Annotated in this window: 13 protein-coding genes; 2 read left to right on the forward strand and 11 right to left on the reverse strand. The window is 65.1% G+C overall.

All coding sequences use genetic code 11. From position 1 onward, the window contains the following. Window positions 1–168: 168 nt before the first annotated feature. Both IEW58_RS03560 and IEW58_RS03565 read left to right on the forward strand, forming a co-directional pair. The gene (locus IEW58_RS03560; protein WP_188643859.1) at window positions 169–1,920 is read left to right on the forward strand and encodes a class I adenylate-forming enzyme family protein; all 1,752 of its coding nucleotides are present in this window, start codon (window positions 169–171) and stop codon (window positions 1,918–1,920) included. A 22-nt stretch (window positions 1,921–1,942) separates the two neighbouring features. Next, a complete protein-coding gene (locus IEW58_RS03565; protein WP_188643860.1) occupies window positions 1,943–3,196 on the forward strand; it encodes a TetR/AcrR family transcriptional regulator in 1,254 nt (417 codons plus the stop codon). Window positions 3,197–3,307: 111 nt separating this feature from the next. On the opposite strand, the gene IEW58_RS03570 is transcribed toward IEW58_RS03565, so the two are convergent. From IEW58_RS03570 to IEW58_RS03620, 11 genes are all read right to left on the reverse strand, one after another. Beyond that, the gene (locus IEW58_RS03570; protein WP_188643861.1) at window positions 3,308–6,490 is read right to left on the reverse strand and encodes a TonB-dependent receptor plug domain-containing protein; all 3,183 of its coding nucleotides are present in this window, start codon (window positions 6,488–6,490) and stop codon (window positions 3,308–3,310) included. A 73-nt stretch (window positions 6,491–6,563) separates the two neighbouring features. Next, window positions 6,564–7,793 (reverse strand): MFS transporter, encoded by a 1,230-nt coding sequence (locus IEW58_RS03575; protein WP_188643862.1) that lies wholly within the window; start codon window positions 7,791–7,793, stop codon window positions 6,564–6,566. An 80-nt stretch (window positions 7,794–7,873) separates the two neighbouring features. Next, window positions 7,874–8,941 carry an acyl-CoA dehydrogenase family protein gene (locus tag IEW58_RS03580; RefSeq protein WP_188643863.1) on the reverse strand — a complete coding sequence of 356 codons (1,068 nt, stop codon included), beginning with the start codon at window positions 8,939–8,941 and terminating at the stop codon, window positions 7,874–7,876. Window positions 8,942–8,955: 14 nt separating this feature from the next. Beyond that, entirely contained in the window at window positions 8,956–10,167 is a 1,212-nt protein-coding gene (locus IEW58_RS03585) for an acyl-CoA dehydrogenase family protein (protein WP_188643864.1), read from the reverse strand. Between the two features lie 13 nt (window positions 10,168–10,180). Further along, window positions 10,181–11,671, reverse strand: coding sequence for an MFS transporter (locus tag IEW58_RS03590; RefSeq protein ID WP_188643865.1), 1,491 nt, complete (start codon window positions 11,669–11,671; stop codon window positions 10,181–10,183). Further along, window positions 11,668–13,023: an acyl-CoA dehydrogenase family protein gene (locus IEW58_RS03595; protein ID WP_229658419.1), complete on the reverse strand. Its 1,356-nt coding sequence runs from the start codon at window positions 13,021–13,023 to the stop codon at window positions 11,668–11,670. The genes IEW58_RS03590 and IEW58_RS03595 overlap by 4 nt, the downstream gene beginning before the upstream one ends. 34 nt (window positions 13,024–13,057) lie before the next feature. After that, complete coding sequence (locus IEW58_RS03600) at window positions 13,058–13,825, reverse strand: SDR family NAD(P)-dependent oxidoreductase (protein ID WP_188643866.1); 768 nt, start codon at window positions 13,823–13,825, stop codon at window positions 13,058–13,060. 81 nt (window positions 13,826–13,906) lie between these two features. Continuing rightward, window positions 13,907–14,914: a fumarylacetoacetate hydrolase family protein gene (locus IEW58_RS03605; protein WP_188643867.1), complete on the reverse strand. Its 1,008-nt coding sequence runs from the start codon at window positions 14,912–14,914 to the stop codon at window positions 13,907–13,909. After that, window positions 14,911–15,546, reverse strand: coding sequence for a maleylacetoacetate isomerase (gene maiA, locus IEW58_RS03610; RefSeq protein WP_188643868.1), 636 nt, complete (start codon window positions 15,544–15,546; stop codon window positions 14,911–14,913). Before maiA ends, IEW58_RS03605 begins: the two co-directional genes overlap by 4 nt. Beyond that, window positions 15,546–16,721 (reverse strand): acyl-CoA dehydrogenase, encoded by a 1,176-nt coding sequence (locus IEW58_RS03615; protein WP_188643869.1) that lies wholly within the window; start codon window positions 16,719–16,721, stop codon window positions 15,546–15,548. Before IEW58_RS03615 ends, maiA begins: the two co-directional genes overlap by 1 nt. A 54-nt stretch (window positions 16,722–16,775) precedes the next feature. Beyond that, the gene (locus IEW58_RS03620) at window positions 16,776–17,135 is read right to left on the reverse strand and encodes a response regulator (RefSeq protein WP_188643870.1); all 360 of its coding nucleotides are present in this window, start codon (window positions 17,133–17,135) and stop codon (window positions 16,776–16,778) included. Window positions 17,136–17,167: the final 32 nt, after the last annotated feature.

The raw sequence follows: 17,167 nt of genomic DNA on the forward strand, positions 1-17,167 counted from the left end.
CGCATGGCGCTCGCGGCGCTCTGTCGTGCTTGCATACCCAGCTTTCCGACGAGGGCAAACCCTCTCCGGCGGGCAGGCCCATACCAGCCTTAGGAATGGGCGCTTGCGCACGGCGCGCGATTGTTCTTAGTATTGGCCCTAACGAAAGTACGAATACAAGGGAAAGCGATGTCTGAAACGACTCTGGCCGAAGCGCTCGGCTGGACTCCGCCGCCCGGCTGGCCGGCGATGAGCCGCGACCAGATCCGCGACCAGCTCACCGCGCCCGGTGAACGTTTCGAAATGGAGATCGTCACCATCCGCGGCGTGCCGACCCGGGTGTGGAAGCATGCCCCGGAAAACCTGCGCGCCCTGATGATGCTCGCCCGCACCCACGGAGAGCGCGAGTTCGTAGTCTACGAAGACGAGCGGGTGACTTACGCTGCGTTTCACCGTGCGGTGGCGAAGCTCGCTCACGAACTGCGCGAGCGCGGGGTGAAGAAGGGCGACCGGGTGGCGCTTGCCATGCGCAACCTCCCCGAATGGCCGGTGGTGTTCTTTGCCGCCGTCACAATCGGCGCGATTTGCGTCCCGCTCAATGCATGGTGGACGGGCGGGGAGCTTGCCTATGGGCTTGCGGACTCCGGCACGGCGGTGCTGATCTGCGACGCCGAGCGATGGGAGCGGATCGCCCCGCACACGGGGGAAATCCCCTCGCTTCGGCACGTCCTCGTCAGCCGCGCCGGCACCGGCGAACTGGCGGGTCCGGCCCAGCATCTGGAAGCGGTGATCGGCGCGCCCGGCACCTGGGGCGGTCTGCCCGATGCCGAAATTCCTGACGAGCAAATCGCCGCCGATGATGACGCGACGATCTTTTACACCAGCGGCACGACCGGGCATCCCAAGGGCGCGCTCGGCACTCACCGCAATCTCGTCACCAACATCTTTTCGGGAGCCTACAACGCGACAGTATCGGTGTTGCGGCGCGGCGAAGTGCCGCCCGATCCGGTGCCCAAGACCGCGCTCACGGTGATCCCGCTGTTCCATGTCACCGCCTGCAGCGCGACGCTGATGGGGACGCTGGCGGCGGGCAACACGCTGGTGTTCATGCACCGATGGGATCCGCTGAAGGCGTTTCAGATTATCGAGCGCGAGAGGGTCAATGTGACGGGCGGCGTGCCGACCATCGCGTGGCAACTCATCGAACACCCCGAGCGCGAGAACTACGATCTCTCGAGCCTGGAGGCGATCGCCTATGGCGGCGCGCCTTCGGCGCCCGAGCTGGTGCGCAAGATCCGTGACGTGTTCGGCGCGCTGCCCGGCAACGGCTGGGGCATGACGGAGACGATGGCGACCGTCACCGGCCATTCCAGCGAGGACTACCTCAACCGCCCGACCAGCTGCGGTCCGCCGGTCGCGGTCGCCGACCTCAAGATCATGAGCGAGGACGGGACGACCGAACTTCCCGTCGGCGAAGTGGGCGAGCTGTGGGCGCGCGGGCCGATGGTGGTGAAGGGCTACTGGAACAAGCCGGAGGCAACCGCGGAGACCTTTGTCGATGGCTGGGTGCGCACGGGCGACCTGGCGCGGCTGGATGAGGAAGGATTCTGCTACATCGTCGACCGGGCCAAGGACATGATCCTGCGCGGGGGCGAGAACATCTACTCGTCGGAAGTCGAAAACGTGCTCTACGACCACCCGGCGGTGACTGACGCCGCCCTGGTCGGCATTCCACACCCGACACTGGGCGAGGAGCCCGCCGCGGTGGTCCACCTCGCGCCGGGGATGGACGCGAGCGAGGCTGAATTGCAGGCCTTCGTCGCCGAGCGGATCGCGAAGTTCAAGGTGCCGGTGCGTGTCCTGTTTTCGGAGGAAACACTGCCGCGCAACGCGAACGGGAAGATCCTGAAGAAGGACCTGAAGGCACTGTTCGATCAATAGCCGCAAGAGCCGGGGGAATGTGATGGGGGAGGGGACGCACCCGAAGGCAAGCGAGACCGAGCGGTTCGAGCGCCGGAGGCAGGATGTCGTGCACGCGGCATCGGCGCTGATCAACGAACTGGGGGTTAAGGGTACGACCTTTGCCGAGCTCGCCCGCGCCGTGGGCCTCAACGCGACCAGCATCACCTATTACTTCGACCGCAAGGACAAGCTGGTGGTCGCGGTGTACGAGGCGACGCTCGATTGGTTGGAGAGGGCCGCGCGCGAGGCTGGTGACTTGCCTACCCCGGCCGAGCGGGTGCGGGCGTTTATCGCCGCACATGTCGCACTGCGCCGCCGTATCCGCGGAGGGGAGCGCGGGCTGATCACCGCGCTCAGCGAAATCCGCACCCTGGAAGAAGCGGCGCAGGCGCCGCTGCTTACGCAGTATGCCCGCGTAGTGGACCATGTGCGCGGCTTCTTCGGAGAACACCGCGAGGGCCTCAAGCGCTCGCTCGACACCGCACGGGCGCACGTCCTGCTGGAGGCGATGTTCTGGTGGCCGGTGTGGTCTCTGCGGTATTCGACCCGCGATTTCGACCGGCTCGAAGCGCGCATGTTCGACATCTTCGCACGAGGCCTGGCAGGAGATGGCAAAGGCTGGCAGCCACGTCCGCTGGAGAGCGAGGGGTGGCGCTCGCCAGAAGTTTCCAGCGCGGAGACAACCAACGCCTTCCTTCGTTCGGCCACCGTGATGATTAACCAGCGCGGCTATCGGGGCGCCTCGGTCAACCGGATCGCGGCCGCACTCAACGTCACCAAGGGCAGCTTCTATCACCACCACAATGCCAAGGACGATCTCGTATTCGAGTGCTTCCAGCGCAGCTACGACCGGCTATCCGCGGTCCAGCTTGCCGCGGAGGATATCGAGGCCGACGGCTGGACCCAGATCGCCAGCGCGCTGGCCGAGCTGATCGACCTGCAATTCCGCGATCCGATGCCCCTGCTGCGTACCACCGCGCTGCAGGCGCTGCCGTTGGATGAACGGGGCAGTGTCGTCGTGAGATCGAACCGTCTTGCAAACAGGTTCGCGGGAATGCTGGCAGACGGAATAGCCGACGGGTCCGTGCGTCCGGTCGATCCGCTGGTGGCGAGCCAGCTCATCATGCCGGCCCTTAATGCCGCCTACGAGGCGCGAGGTTGGGCGGCGAGGCAGCCCGACCCGGAGATTGCCGTCAAGCTCTACGCCTGGACGCTGTGCGCGGGCGTCTTCAGCGATCCTCCCGAGGTCGGCTGAGTTCTCCCGCAGAGCTGAAAGGCCGGACCACCGGCAGTCATTGCCGCTTCAACAAGAAAAAGGCCGGACACCTTGTGGTGCCCGACCCTTTCTTTGGTCCTTCGCTGCCGCCTAGAACGCCTGCGAAACGGCGATCTTGGCGTTGAAGCCCAGCGGGCTTGCGGTGAAGGGGTCGTAGTTCTGGTCGAGCCGCGCGAACGGCGGATCCTCGTCGAGGATGTTTTGCAGCGAAAGCGCGATGGTCGTGTCGGTCGGCAGGACCACGCGGTACGTCAGGTCGACGGTGGTGAAGGAATCGATCTTCTTGCCCGCCGTCACAGCCTGGCCCGCGAGCGCGCCGGTGTTGGGACCGAAGATCGCATCGCCGCGCTGGTCGATGTAGCCGTCGATGTAGTTCACCTGCAGCCGCAGCGAATGGTTGCCCATTTCGCCCTGGAGGTAGGCGTTGCCCTTCCATTCCGGCAGCGGATAGGCCGTCGTCTGGTAATTGAGCTGGCCAACCGCATCGAAGCCCGGCTGAACCAGGATGCCTTCGACCACGACGTCGCTGGTCTTGTACTCGATCACGTAAGTGCCCGCGAAGCCGGCGCTGATCGCTGCGTCCGCGCCCACCGGCATGCGGTAGTTCGCCTGGAAGTCGATGCCGGATGTCCGGATCTTCCCGCCGTTGACGATCTGCGTCCGCAGCCGCTGCACGTTGCCGATGCCGCATCCGGCAGCGGTGAACGTGAAGCGCGCGGCCAGGGCGGCGTAGGCCGGATCGGCGCAGTTCGCCGCCCCCGTGGCGCCGAAGAGAGCATTGACGATGCCCTGCACCGGTTCGCCCTCGATCGGACCGTCCAGGTCATACCGGAACCAGTCGATGCTCGCGTTGAAACGGTCGGTCTCGATGATCGCGCCGGCGTTGTAGGTCGTTGCGCTTTCAGGCGCGAGGTTCGGGTTGCCGTTGATGTCGATCGCCCGGAACGACGTGCCGATGACCTGCAGCGAAGTGAGGTTACCGGCAAGCTGCTGCGCCGGAGGACCGCGGAAGGTGGTGCCGACGCCGCCGCGCAGGGCGAGGAAATCGGTGACCTGCCACTTGACGCGCGCTTGCGGATCGAAGGTCGATCCCACGGCGCCGCCGTAATCCTCGAACCGGGCAGCAAGCTGGGCCTGGATCGCGTCGGTGATCGGCAGTTGCAGCTCGGCAAATGCGGCGATGACATCACCGCTGGTCCGCCCCGGGCTGTTGGTGCCGAGGAAGCCGAGAGCGCCGGTCTGCTGCACGCATACCGCGTTCGGATCGAGCGGCGAGCCGGGGCAGGGGTTGTAGTTGAGGTTGCTGACGATGTTGTAGTCGCGCGAGTACCAGTTCTTCCGGTACTGCGCGCCGACCGCGAACCCGACGTTGCCGCCGGGCAGAGTGATGCCGGTCTGGCCCGAGACGATGGCGTCCGCCACCAGCTGACGGGTGATCGCGACGGTCCGCGGTTCCTGGAAGAAGGTGTCGAAGGTCGCCAGGTCGTTGATCAGCCCGGCTCCCGGAGCGGTCGACAAGCCTCCGGTCGGGCGGCTGCCGGCGTAGTTCGGGTTGACGTCTCCGGTGACCGGGTTGACGGCCACTGCTGTCGAGAACGGGTTGAAGAAAGTGCACCCGTTGGTTCCGGCGAGCGCCGCCAGTTGGGCACCCGTCAGCCCAGCGCGCGAGGCAGCCGATGCGTAGGGGCAGTTCGGCCCACCGAACCCAGCCAGCGCGTTCTGAAGCAGGTCGCCGAACGTGTCGGTGCCCTCGAACATGCGTTCGTATTCGCTGTAGGTGGCGCTGGCGGTGAAATCGAGGCTGTCGCTGATCGGCGTGCGGAACTCGGCCGAGACGAGATACTCGTCCGAGACGCGCGGCGACGTCGCCGAACCGCGCTCGTTGTCGTCGAAGTACAGCGGATTGCCGCCCAGGAGGGTCGGTCGGAACAAGACCGGGAAGGCCAGTGCCGGCGCGAGCGGCGTGCCGCCGGCGGTGGTGAGGCAGCCCGCCGCTGCGCCGTAGACGGCGCAGTAGTCGCGCAGCGCCGGAGCGTAGGCCGGGATCACGAACACTCCGGGGCCGGCCGCCTGCGCCGGCGTCAGGACGCCACTTGCCGGGATGGTGGTCAAGGTATTGGCGGAGTATCCGGACGGCGGAAGCGTCGGCAGATAGCTTGGCGAAGTGGTAATCTGGGTTTCCGAATGGCCCCACAGCGCGTTGAAGCGCAGCGTGCTGCTCGAGCCGATGTCGAACTCGAGGTCGGCGAAGATCTGGAAGCGGTCTTCCGGTTCGATCAGGTTGCCGAACAGGCCGTACTGGTTGAAGCAGCGATCGGTCGTCGAGCCGGTCACGCTGCGGAATCCGCCAAGATCCTCGCAGCCCAGGTCGCGAACGAAGTTCAGGCCGCCGACCGTTGCATTGAAGTCGAAGTTGCCGGGATTGCCGCCACCCGTCCAGCCGCCCTGGGGGTTATTGGGGTACGGCTGGATCGTGAAATCGCGATCGATCGTCTGAAGTTCGGAACGATGCTGGTAGCCGGCCGACAGGAACAGGCGCAGGCCTTCGACGTCCTTGCCGAAGCTCAGCGCGCCGCCGTAATCGCCCTTCGATCCCTTGATGTAGCGATAGTCGCCCGAAGCAAGGAAGCCATCCTGGTTGGTCTTGGTGATGAAGTTCACCACGCCGCCGATCGCGTCCGAACCGTAGGTTGCCGCGGCGCCGTCCTTCAGCACCTCGATCCGGCCAATGGCTGCGCCGGGGATCAGGTTGACGTCGACGATGGGGATGCCGCTGCCGCCAGACTGGACGATGCGCTTGCCGTTGAGGAGGACCAGGGTGCGCTGCGGGCCGAGGCCGCGCAGGTTGACCGAGGCGACGCCTTCGTTGCCTTGCGCGCGAGCGTCGAACTGGTTGGCATCGCCGATGATGCCGTTCGAGGTCGGCAGGTTCTTGAGCAGGTCGATAACACTCGGCGAACCCTGCTTGGCGAGTTCGTCCGAGGTGATGACGTCCACCGGAGCCGGCTGGTCTTCGGTCGATCCGCGGATGAGGGTGCCCGTGACGACAATTTCCGGCTGCGATTCCGCTGCTGCGTCCGGCCCCGGATCGGTCTGCGCGAAGGCCGCGCTGCTTCCGAACGTTCCTGCGGCGAGCGCGAAGCAGGCGCAAGTGTGGCGCAGACTCGATTTCATCATCGTCTCTCCCTTGACTACGGGCTTGTTTCCGCTTGCCGCGGCAGATACCCGTTTCTCGAAATTCAATGCCAGTCGGGTGGTGATGTCAAGCAGCATTCGGTCTTTTTCCTCCGCGCTCAGGCTTTTCCTGTCGCACTGAAGAATATCGGCAACGCCAAACCGCGAACCTTCAAACCTGTTCTCTCCGTCTCGGCTCGCGCACCGCGAACACCATGAGCCCGAGCGCGAAAGCGATACCGGCGAGCACGAGCGCGAACAGGGGTTCGAACCCTGCGGCGGCGACCAGCAATCCGGCCAGGACCGGCCCGACCGCAGCCACCGCGCCTTCCGCGGTCGTCACGAAGGCGAGGCGCATGGGAATGTCCTCGTGCGCCCCGAATTCGAGCACCATCGTGGTCGCCGCCAGCATCCAGCCCGACCCTCCCGTGCCAAGCAGCACGAAAGCGGCGTAGATGGCGAGCGGCTTGCCCGAGATCATCAGCAGGACGACCCCGATCGCCGCGAGCGCCAGCGACAGGATGTAAACGATCCGGAAGCCCAGCCGGTCGCCCATCGGCCCCCACAACAAGTTCGAAAGGGTGTCGGCGCCGAGAAACGCGAAGCTCAGGCCGCCGATCAGCGCGCCGCTCATGCCGAGCCGCTGGCCGGCATAGATTGTCCAGAACGGGCCGCCGATGCGGATCGCGGTGGCGCAGGCCTGCGCGAGGATGAAGCGCGCGAAGTCCCTGTCTTCGAGGAGTTGGGGGAACTGGCGGACTCGCTCGCGCAACGGAATGACGGGGCGCGAGGCGGGAGAGGCCGGCTCGCGGATCAGCGTCTGGAGAACCAGCAGTCCTGCGCTCGTGAGCGCAAAGGCGAACAGGAACGTCGTCGAATACCCGTTGCCGAGCCATTCCCCGGCGATGAAGTACTTGCCCGCGACCCAAGCGAGGACGGCGGCGATCATTCCGCCCGCCAGATTGCGATAGCCCTGCAACCGGCCCCGCCGCGAGATGGGAATGACCTTGGCCATCAGCATCTGGAAGGCGACCCGCTGGGCACCGTTGAAGAAGCCGAGGAACAGGAACAGGAACAGGGTGACGAGCACCAGCACGTGCCCCGTCAGCAGCCAGCCGGCGAGCGCGAGGCCAAGGATCGCCAGCCGCATCATCGAACCGACGCGGATGGAGTATGGCAGGATGTGGCTGCGATGCTCGATCCGCGCGCCCGACAGGATCGGCGAGATCGTCGCGCCGAGCTGGAGCAGTGCGGTGCCAAGGCCGACTGCGGCCGCGCTCCCGGTTATCAGCAGGAGATATGCCGGGATGATCGTTGGCGCGTAGATCAGCCGGAACCCGGTCATTCCCAGGACGCCATGGACGAAGTTGGCCGTGTAGTTGCGCTTCAGGTTCGCTTCCATGAAGCGCGCGTGGCGGGCGAACGCATCGCCCCCGTCATCGCTGACGAGGGCGACGTTATCGTCGATTGGTTCGACCGAGTTCAGTAGCCCGCCAGCGTCGCGAAGCGGTTCCTCAGGTAGCTCGTCGAGCCCCAGCTCGCCTCGAGCACGCGCGCGCGCTTCAGGTAGAAGCCGACGTCGTATTCGTCGGTCATGCCGATGCCGCCGTGAAGCTGGATGCCCTCGCGGCTCATCGTGTGGAGCACGCGGTTGGCTTCAGCCTTGGCGACGGTGGCTGCACGCGCGATCCCGAAGCCGCTGTCGAGCGCCTCGAGCCCGCCTTCCACCGCCGAGCGCATCATCGCCAAGTCGCCGAACAGGTCGGCCATCCGGTGCTGCAGCGCCTGGAAGCTCGCGAGGACCTGGTTGAACTGCACGCGCTGCTTCAGGTAGTCGAGCGTCACGTCGAACACCTGCTGCGCCATGCCGAGCATTTCCGCGGCGGTCAGGATGCGCGCACGGTCGAGCACGTCGTCCAGCAGGGTATCGCCGCCGCCCGTCAGCTTCTCGGCTGCCGCGCCGTTGAACGTCACTTCGGCATGGCTGCGCTGGTCGGTGAGCTTGCGGTCGGACAGCGAGACGCCGTCACCCTTTTCGACGAGGTAGAGCCCGTCCGCAGCCGCGACCACGAATAAGGTGGCGCCGTGCGCCTCGTGCACGAACGCCTTGGTGCCCGTGAGCTTGCCGCCCTCGACCTTCGCCGAATAGCGCCCATCGTGGCGGGGGCCTTCATCGAATGCCAACGTGCCGACCCTTTCGCCGCTGGCGAGTTTCGGCAGCCACTTGCCCTTCTGTTCGTCGCTACCCCCGAGCACGATTGCGCTGGCGGCGAGGGTGGTTGCAACCAGCGGACTGGCGGTGAGCGTCTTGCCCAGCTCTTCGACCACGAGGCCGGCGGAAAGCCAGCCGAACTCGCTGCCGCCAAACGGTTCGGGAATGACGATCCCGGCCCAGCCCATCTCGGCCATCGTTTTCCAAGCGTCGGGCGAATAGCCCTCGACGGGTTTCTCGCTGCGCACTTTGCGCCACGCGGCGACCGGGCTTTCGCTGGTCGTCCAGTTCCGCGCCATGTCGCGCAGCATTTCCTGTTCTTCGTTGAGAATGGCCATGTCTTTCGGGCCCCTTACTGGTGGTCAAGCATGCCAAGCACGCGCTTGGCGATGATGTTGTTCTGGATTTCGGTCGAGCCGCCGTAGATCGTCGTCGCCTTGCCGAAGAGCCATGCGCGCACGCCGGACAGCTCGCTGTCGCTGAAGCCTTCGCCTTCCCAGCCGAGCCCCTGGAGACCCTGGATCTCGATCAGCAGTTCGGCGCGTTCCTGGCCGAGCTTGGTGCCGAGCTTTTTGAGCACCGAGCTGATTTCGCTGACCCCGCCGGCCGCTTTCGATTCCTCGACCGCGCGCTTGGCGGTGAGCAGGAAGCTCTGCCAGCGGATCTCGAAGTCGGCGATCCGATCGCGCATGACCTTGTCAGCGAGTTCGCCGTTCTCGTCGGTTTCGAGATACTTCTTGGCGATATCCGACAGCGCATTGCCCATCAGGCGCGCCATGCTGCCGCCGCCCGAGAGATTGGTCCGCTCGTGCTGGAGCAGGCGCTTGCCGATGGTCCAGCCCTGGCCTTCCTTCCCGACGAGGTTCTTCTTGGGCACCTTCACGTCGGTGAAGAAGGTCTCGCAGAACGGGCTCATGCCGCTGATCATCTGGATCGGGCGCACTTCGACGCCCGGGTCCTTCATGTCGATCAGCATGAACGAGATGCCGTTGTGTTTGTCGCTACGATCGGTTCGGACGATGGCGAAGCACTTGTCCGCCCACTGGCCGCCGCTGGTCCAGGTCTTCTGGCCATTGACGAGATAGTGGTCGCCCTTGTCCTCCGCAAAGGTCTGCAGGTTGGCGAGGTCGGACCCGGCGTTCGGTTCCGAATAGCCCTGGCACCAGCGGATCTCGCCGCGTGCGATCGGCGGGATGTGCTCCCGCTTCTGCTCTTCGCTACCGTATTCGAGGAGGGTGGGGCCGAACATCATCACGCCCATGCCGCCGATGGGGTTGTAGGCGCCCGCCTTTGCCATCTCCTCGTTGAGGATGTGCGCCTGCTTGCGGGTCAGGCCGCCGCCGCCGTATTCCTTCGGCCAGGTCGGCACGCCCCAGCCGCGTGCTCCCATCGCCTCACGCCAGGCTTTTTCGGCCGGACCTTCCTGCGTTGGGCCTTCGACCGAGGCGAGGGCATTGCCCTTTCCTTTCAGTTCGGGCGGGAAGTTCTTCTCGATGAACGCGCGCACTTCCTCGCGGAAGGCGTCATCCGTGCTTGCGGCTTGTGGTTCGGCCAGCGTCGCCATGTTCTCTCTCCTGCTATCGCACAGGTGCACCGATGGGTGCGTCCTGGATGGTCTGGTTGTTCGCCTCGGCTTCGCGTGCGCGCAAGCGTTCGAGGTTGGCAAGATGTTTTGCCTCGGTGATGGGATAGAAAGCGATGATCGCGCAACCGACCGCCCACAGGCCGACAACCATCGGCACGTAGTGGAGGATCAGGCTGTCGGTCATCGCGCCTGTGACTTTGGCCGGATCGATGCCCGCGGGGAAACGCGAAGTCTCGAGTACGATGCCGGCGGCAAGAATGCCGAGCCCGCTGGCGCATTGTCCGGCGAAGCTGGCCGCCGAGAAGTAGATACCGGCATTGTGGCCGCCCGAGCGGACCGCGTCGTCCTCCACCACGTCGGCCAGCATGGAGGATGCCGTCATCAGGCTGACCGCCACCATCGCGCCGTAGATCGCGCCGACCAGCAGCAGCGTCGGCAGGAGCAGGGGATGGCCTGGCGCGAAGAACAGGTCGAAGTAGACCAGGACGAGTGGGAAAGTGCCGAGCAGCACGCCCATCATGGCAAGATAGAGCGCGGCGTTGCGCTTGCCCCACCACTGGGTGAACCTGGGGGCCAGCGGAAGTGCGATGCACACGGCGAGGAACCCGTCGAGGGTCAGCAAGGCGAGCTGGCCCGAGGTGAGCTGATAGACGTAAGTGCCGAAGTAGAGCGAAGTCGCTCCGTAGACCCCGATCGCCGTCCATTTGAAGATGGCGAAGCCGAAGATCGTCAGGAAGGCGCGGTTGCGGAACGCAGAGCCCATTTCCCTGAGATGAGCCATCAGCCCGGGGACGACCGGCCGGTCATCCGCCTGCCGGATGAAGGGTATGCGCGAGCGCGTGCCCCAGCCGCAGACGAGGATGCTTACCAGCATCAGGCCCGCGCCCGTCAGCGCGAAAGGCACGTAGCCCGCAGGGTTAAGCTGGCCCTTGGGAAACTCGGGCGTGGCGACGAAGAAGAACTTCAGCGCGAAGGCCGCGAACGCGAACGTCCCGGCATAGGCGAACCAGTAGCGCAGACCGTACAGGCGGGTTCGTTCCGCATAGTCCTGCGTAAGCTCACTGCCGAGTGCGTTGGCGGGCACCTGGTAAGTGCTCATGGCGAGCCGCGCGAGCGAGGCGAAGGCGAATATCCACACGCCCATCGACCAGTCGCTGAGCCCGGCTGGCGGAAACCAAACGAACGCGAAGAAAAGTGCCGTGGGGATTGCGGCGCCATAGATGTAAGGATGCCGGCGCCCCATCCGCGAGCGGGTGCGGTCCGAAACCCGGCCGATGATGGGATCAGCGATGGCGTCCACCACCAGCGTCAGCGCGATCGCGGTGGAAACGATGGCCGCGCTCACGCCGAGGACCTGGTTGAAATAAAGCAGCAGGTAAGTCGAGAACGCGGTGCTCTTGATGCCGTCCGCGATCGAGCCGAAGCCGTAGGCCAGCCGGTTCCCGCGCGAGAGCGGCGGCGCCACTGTCTCCGGCGATCTCACGCGACCGCCTCCGCCGCGTCCTGGATGTCACCGATGGGGTCGGGATAAAGCTCGAGCGCCAGCGCCCGCCGGTTGAGCGTCGAGTAATCCGGAAATACCGGGTCGTGGACGTCGCGGTAGGCCTTGAGGTGCTGCTTGGCGACGGTGACCTTGTGCACTTCGGTCGGGCCGTCGGCGATGCCCATGACCATCGCGCCGATCAGGCTGCCGACGAACGGCATCTCGTTCGACACGCCGAGCGATCCGTGGATGTGGATGCAGCGCTTGGCGATGTCGGCATAGACCTTGGGCATCAGCGCCTTGATCGCGGCGATGTCCTTCCGCACGCGGCGATAGTCCTGGTACTTGTCGATCGCCCACGCGGTCTTGAGCACGAACAACTTGAACTGCTCGAGCTCGATGTAGCTGTCCGCGATATCGAACTGCACGCCCTGAAAATCGGCCAGCGTGCCGGTGCGGGTGGTGCGGCTCACCGCGCGGCGGCTCATCTTGTCGAGCAGCTTCCTGCAGTTGCCGACCGTGCGCATCGCGTGGTGGACGCGCCCTCCGCCGAGCCGGGTCTGCGAGATCGCGAACGCGCCGCCGCGCTCACCCAGCAGGTGGTCGGCAGGCACGCGCACGTCGGTATAGCGCACGTAGCTCTCGCTGCCGCCCTCCTGTCCATAGACGCCGACGTTGCGGACGATCTCGACCCCCGGCGTGTCGACGGGGACGATGAACATGCTCATCCGCTCGTGGCGCGGCGCATCGGGATCGGTCACGGCCATGACGATCAGGAACTCGGCCCACTTGCCGTTGGTCGAGAACCACTTTTCGCCGTTGATCTTCCAGTGGTTGCCGTCCTGCTCGGCACGGGTGACGAACGCGGTCGGGTCCGAACCGCCCTGCGGCTCGGTCATCGAGAAGGCGCTGACGATCCGGTTGTCGAGCAGCGGCTGGAGGTACTGCTCCTTCTGCTCCGGCGTGCCGTAGTGGGCGATGATCTCGGCGTTGCCGGTGTCGGGCGCCTGGCAACCGAACACGATCGGCGCGAAGCTGGCGCCGCCGATGATCTCGTTCATCAGGCCGAGCTTGACCTGGCCATAGCCCTGGCCGCCCAGTTCTGGACCGAGGTGACAGGCCCAGAGACCCTGGCGCTTCACTTCTTCCTGCAACGGGCGGACGAGCGCGTTACGGCGCTCGTTCTTCACATCGTAGGGGTGGATGCCGAGATAGCCGAGCGGCTCGACCCTTTCGTCGACGAACGACTGCATCCAGTCGAGCTTCGCCTGAAACTCGGGATCGGTCTCGAAATCCCACGCCATCCATGTCTCTCCCGCAGCCGCTTTGCGCAGCTTGCGCGAATCGAGCATACCGCTTTTGCGAAAAGCGGCAAGCGTCAGACGATCAGACGGTCGATCCCCCGTCGACCACCAGAGTCTGCCCGGTGAGCCAGCTTGCCGCCGGCGAGGAGAGGAAGACCGCCGCGCCGGCGATGTCGTCGGGCACGCCAAGCCGACCCATCGGGGTGCGTTCGATGGCAGCCTTCTCGGCGGCGGGATTTTCGTAGAGCGCCTTCGCGAAATCGGTCTTCACAAGACCTGGCGCGATGCCGTTGACGCGGATGCCGTGCTGTCCGTTCTCGACCGCGTAATTGCGCACCAACTGGATGTCGGCCGCCTTGGTGATCGTGTATGCGCCGAGGACCGTCGATCCGCGCAGGCCGCCGATCGAACTGATGACGACAATCGCACCGTCGTTCTTCGCGCGCATGTCGGGCAAGGCGAGCTGGATCAGCCAGTGGTTCGAAAGGATGTTGTTCTCGAGCGTCTTGCGGAACATCGCATCGTCGATCGTGTCGAGCGAACCGTAGTGGGGATTGGACGCGGCGTTGCAGACGAGGATGTCAATTGGCCCGAGCTCGGCATGTGTGCGCTCGACGAGGTCCTGCAGCGCCTCCTTCGACGAGATGCTCGCCGCGATCGCCACCGCGCGGCCTTCACCGTGCTTGGCGTTGATGGCCTGCGCAACGATCTCGCAGGCATCCTGTTTGCGGCTGGAAATGACCACGCGGGCTCCGCGCGCGGCAAGCTGTTCGGCGATGGCTCTGCCTATACCGCGCGATGATCCGGTAACCACGGCGACTTTGCCGGTGAGGTCGAATGGGTCGGTCATGGCATCCTCCAGCCTGTTGTAATTGCTTGGAGGATACCTTGCTTTCGAACGCGCCTTTGCGCAAGCCTCTGGGCAAGTCCTTCAGCCAGCCACGACTTCCTGCTCGATCTTGCCAAAGATCGAATGGCCGTGCGCATCGCGCATCTCGACCGAGACAGTGTCGCCCGGCTGCATGAAGCGGGTCGCCGGCTTCCCGTCCGCGATCGTCTCGATCATGCGGATTTCCGCGATGCACGAATAACCCGAGCCGCCATCGCTTACCGGCGTGCCAGGGCCACCATCCGCGCCCTTGTTGCTGACGGTGCCGGAGCCGATGATCGAACCTGCGCACAGGTTCCGGGTCTTGGCGGCGTGTGCAACGAGGTCGGCAAGGCTGAAGGTCGCCTCCTGCGCGGCGTTGGCGCGCCCGAACGGCTTGCCATTGTAATCGACCATCAGCGGCAGGTTGATGACGCTGTTCTGCCAGGCGTCTTCCAGTTCGTCCGGTGTAACGGCGACCGGCGAGAACGCGCTGGCAGGCTTGGACTGGAAGAAGCCGAAGCCCTTTTCGAGCTCACCCGGGATGAGGCCGCGCAGGGAGACGTCGTTGACCAGCATCAGCAATTTTATGTGGCCTGCCGCCTCCTCAGCCGAGACACCCATCGGCACGTCATCGACGATCGCGGCGATTTCGCCTTCCATGTCGCATCCCCAAGCCTCGTCCTTCAGCGGGATGGGATCGCGCGGCGCGAGGAAGCCGTCGCTACCGCCCTGGTACATCAGCGGGTCGTGGTAGAAGCTTTCAGGCACCTTGGCACCGCGCGCCTGGCGGACCAGCTCCACATGGTTGATGTAGGCCGAACCGTCCGCCCACTGGTAGGCGCGGGGAAGGGGCGAGGCGGCGTCGTGCTCGTGAAAACGTCCGCACGGCACCGTCCAATGCTCGACGTCGCGATAAAGCGCTTCAAGCTGCGGAGCGACCTCCGCCCAGTTGTCGAGCGCATACTGCATCGTCGGCGCGATATGCTCCGCCGAGGAATAGCGCGTGATGTCCTTGGAGACGACGACGAGCCTGCCGTCGCGGCCATGCTTGAGTGAGGCGAGTTTCATTGCGGGCTATCCGGTTGATTGTCAGGGTGGGCGCGCTGGAAGGCGGGCAGCGCGAGGCAGGCCCCCTCGATGCGCTCGATGTGCGGGTGGGCGGAAAAACCGAACGCGAACTTCCGGGCGTTATAGACCTGCGGAAGCAGAACGACCTCGAACAAGCCCGGACCATCGAACAGGAAATCGCCCGTGCCGATCTGCGCCAGGAGGCGCTCAACCGGATCGAGCGTGCGCGCCAACCAGTGTCGGTACCAGACGTCGATCTCGTCCTGCGAATGGCCGAGTTCGTTCTTCAGGTAATTGAGCACCGGCAAGTTGTTCACCGCGTGGATCTCGGTCGCGATGCCATAAGCCAGCTCGCGCGCGGTGTAGCGATCCTCGATACCGGCAGGCAGCAATGGCGGCTCGGGATAGGCTTCGTCGAGCCATTCGAGCAGCGCCATCGACTGTGCCCGGTCGCGTCCATCTGCCTCCAGCATGGGCACGCTGCCGAACGGGTTGCGCGCGGTGAACGCGGAGTCCTTCTGCTGGGAGGTGCGCAGGTCTACCGGGACAACCTCGTACTCCAGCCCCTTGAGGTTAAGCGCAATGCGCAGCCGGTAGCTGGTCGAACTGCGGAAATAGGCGTGAAGGCGCATCAAAACGCCGCAATCCCGGTGACCGCGCGGCCGAGGATCAGGGCGTGGACGTCGTGCGTGCCTTCGTAGGTGTTCACCGTTTCCAGGTTCACCATGTGGCGGATCACCTGGTATTCGCCGCTGATCCCGTTGCCGCCGTGCATGTCGCGTGCCTTGCGAGCAATGTCCAAAGCTTTGCCGACGTTGTTGCGCTTCACGATCGAGATCATCTCGGGCGCGAACTGGTGGTCGTCCATCAGACGGCCAACGCGCAAGCTCGCCTGCAAGCCGAGCGCGATCTCGCTCATCATGTCGGCCAGCTTCAACTGGTAGAGCTGCTTGGAAGCGAGGGGTACGCCGAACTGTTCGCGGTCGAGTCCGTACTGCCGCGCGGCGTGGAAGCAGAACTCGGCCGCCCCCATCGCGCCCCACGAAATGCCGTAGCGCGCGCGGTTGAGGCAGCCGAACGGGCCTTTGAGGCCGCTGACTTCGGGCAGCAGCGCGTCCGCGCCGACCTTGACCTCGTCCATCAGGATCATGCCAGTGGTCGAAGCGCGCAGGGATAGTTTGTTCTCGATCTTTGGCGCGGAAAGTCCCGCCATCCCCTTCTCGAGGACGAAGCCGCGGATCGCGCCGCCGTGCGCCTCGCTCTTGGCCCAGACCACGAACACGTCGGCGAAGGGTGCGTTGGAAATCCATGTCTTGGCGCCGGACAACGAGTAGCCGTCGCCATCCTGCTTCGCATAAGTGCGCATCCCGCCGGGATCCGAGCCGGCGTCAGGCTCGGTAAGGCCGAAGCAGCCGATGAGCTGGCCGCTGGCGAGACCGGGCAGGTACTTGCGCTTCTGTTCGTCTGATCCGTAGGCGAAGATCGGATACATCACGAGGGACGACTGGACGCTCGCCATCGAGCGGTAGCCCGAATCCACCCGCTCGATCTCGCGCGCGATGAGTCCGTATGCGACATAGCTCGCGCCCGCGCCGCCGTATTCTTCCGGCACAGTGGCACCGAGCAGCCCGGCGCTGCCCATCATGGGAAACAATTCGGGGGCGTCGGCTTCGTTAGCGAAGGCCTCGATCACCCGCGGTTGCAGTTCGGATTGGGCGAACGCGTGCGCGGCGTCGCGGATCATCCGCTCGTCTTCGGAAAGCTGCGCGTCGAGACCGAACGGGTCTTGCCAGTCGAATGGAGTCATGCTCCGGTCCTTTGCAGGACCACGCTTCGTGCGCAAGCTGCCTGAACGTGAAGGTCAGGCCTCGGCCAGCGCTTCGCGCATGACTTCAATGATCTGGTTCGGCGGGCAGGGCTTGGCCAGGGCATGAGCCTGCGGATAGCGACCGCTGACTTCGCTCGGTGAGACCTGCCCGGTGTGGAAGATCACCGGCACGTTCGCGGCCATCAGCTTCTCGGCAAGCGGGAATACCTCTCCGTCGTCCAGCCTTACGTCGAGGATCGCGAGGTCCGGCGTGCGCCGCTCGAGCGCGTCAATGGCCGAGCTGGCAGTGTCGTAGGGTCCTTCGACCTCGAATCCGGCCTCCTCGACGGTGTCGCACAGGTCGACACCGATGATGAGTTCATCTTCAGCAACGAGAACGCACTGCTGGGCCATGAAGGATCTCCGGGAGAACGAGGCCGGGAAAT

This window comes from Tsuneonella deserti, assembly GCF_014644315.1.
Taxonomy (GTDB): Bacteria; Pseudomonadota; Alphaproteobacteria; order Sphingomonadales; family Sphingomonadaceae; genus Tsuneonella; species Tsuneonella deserti.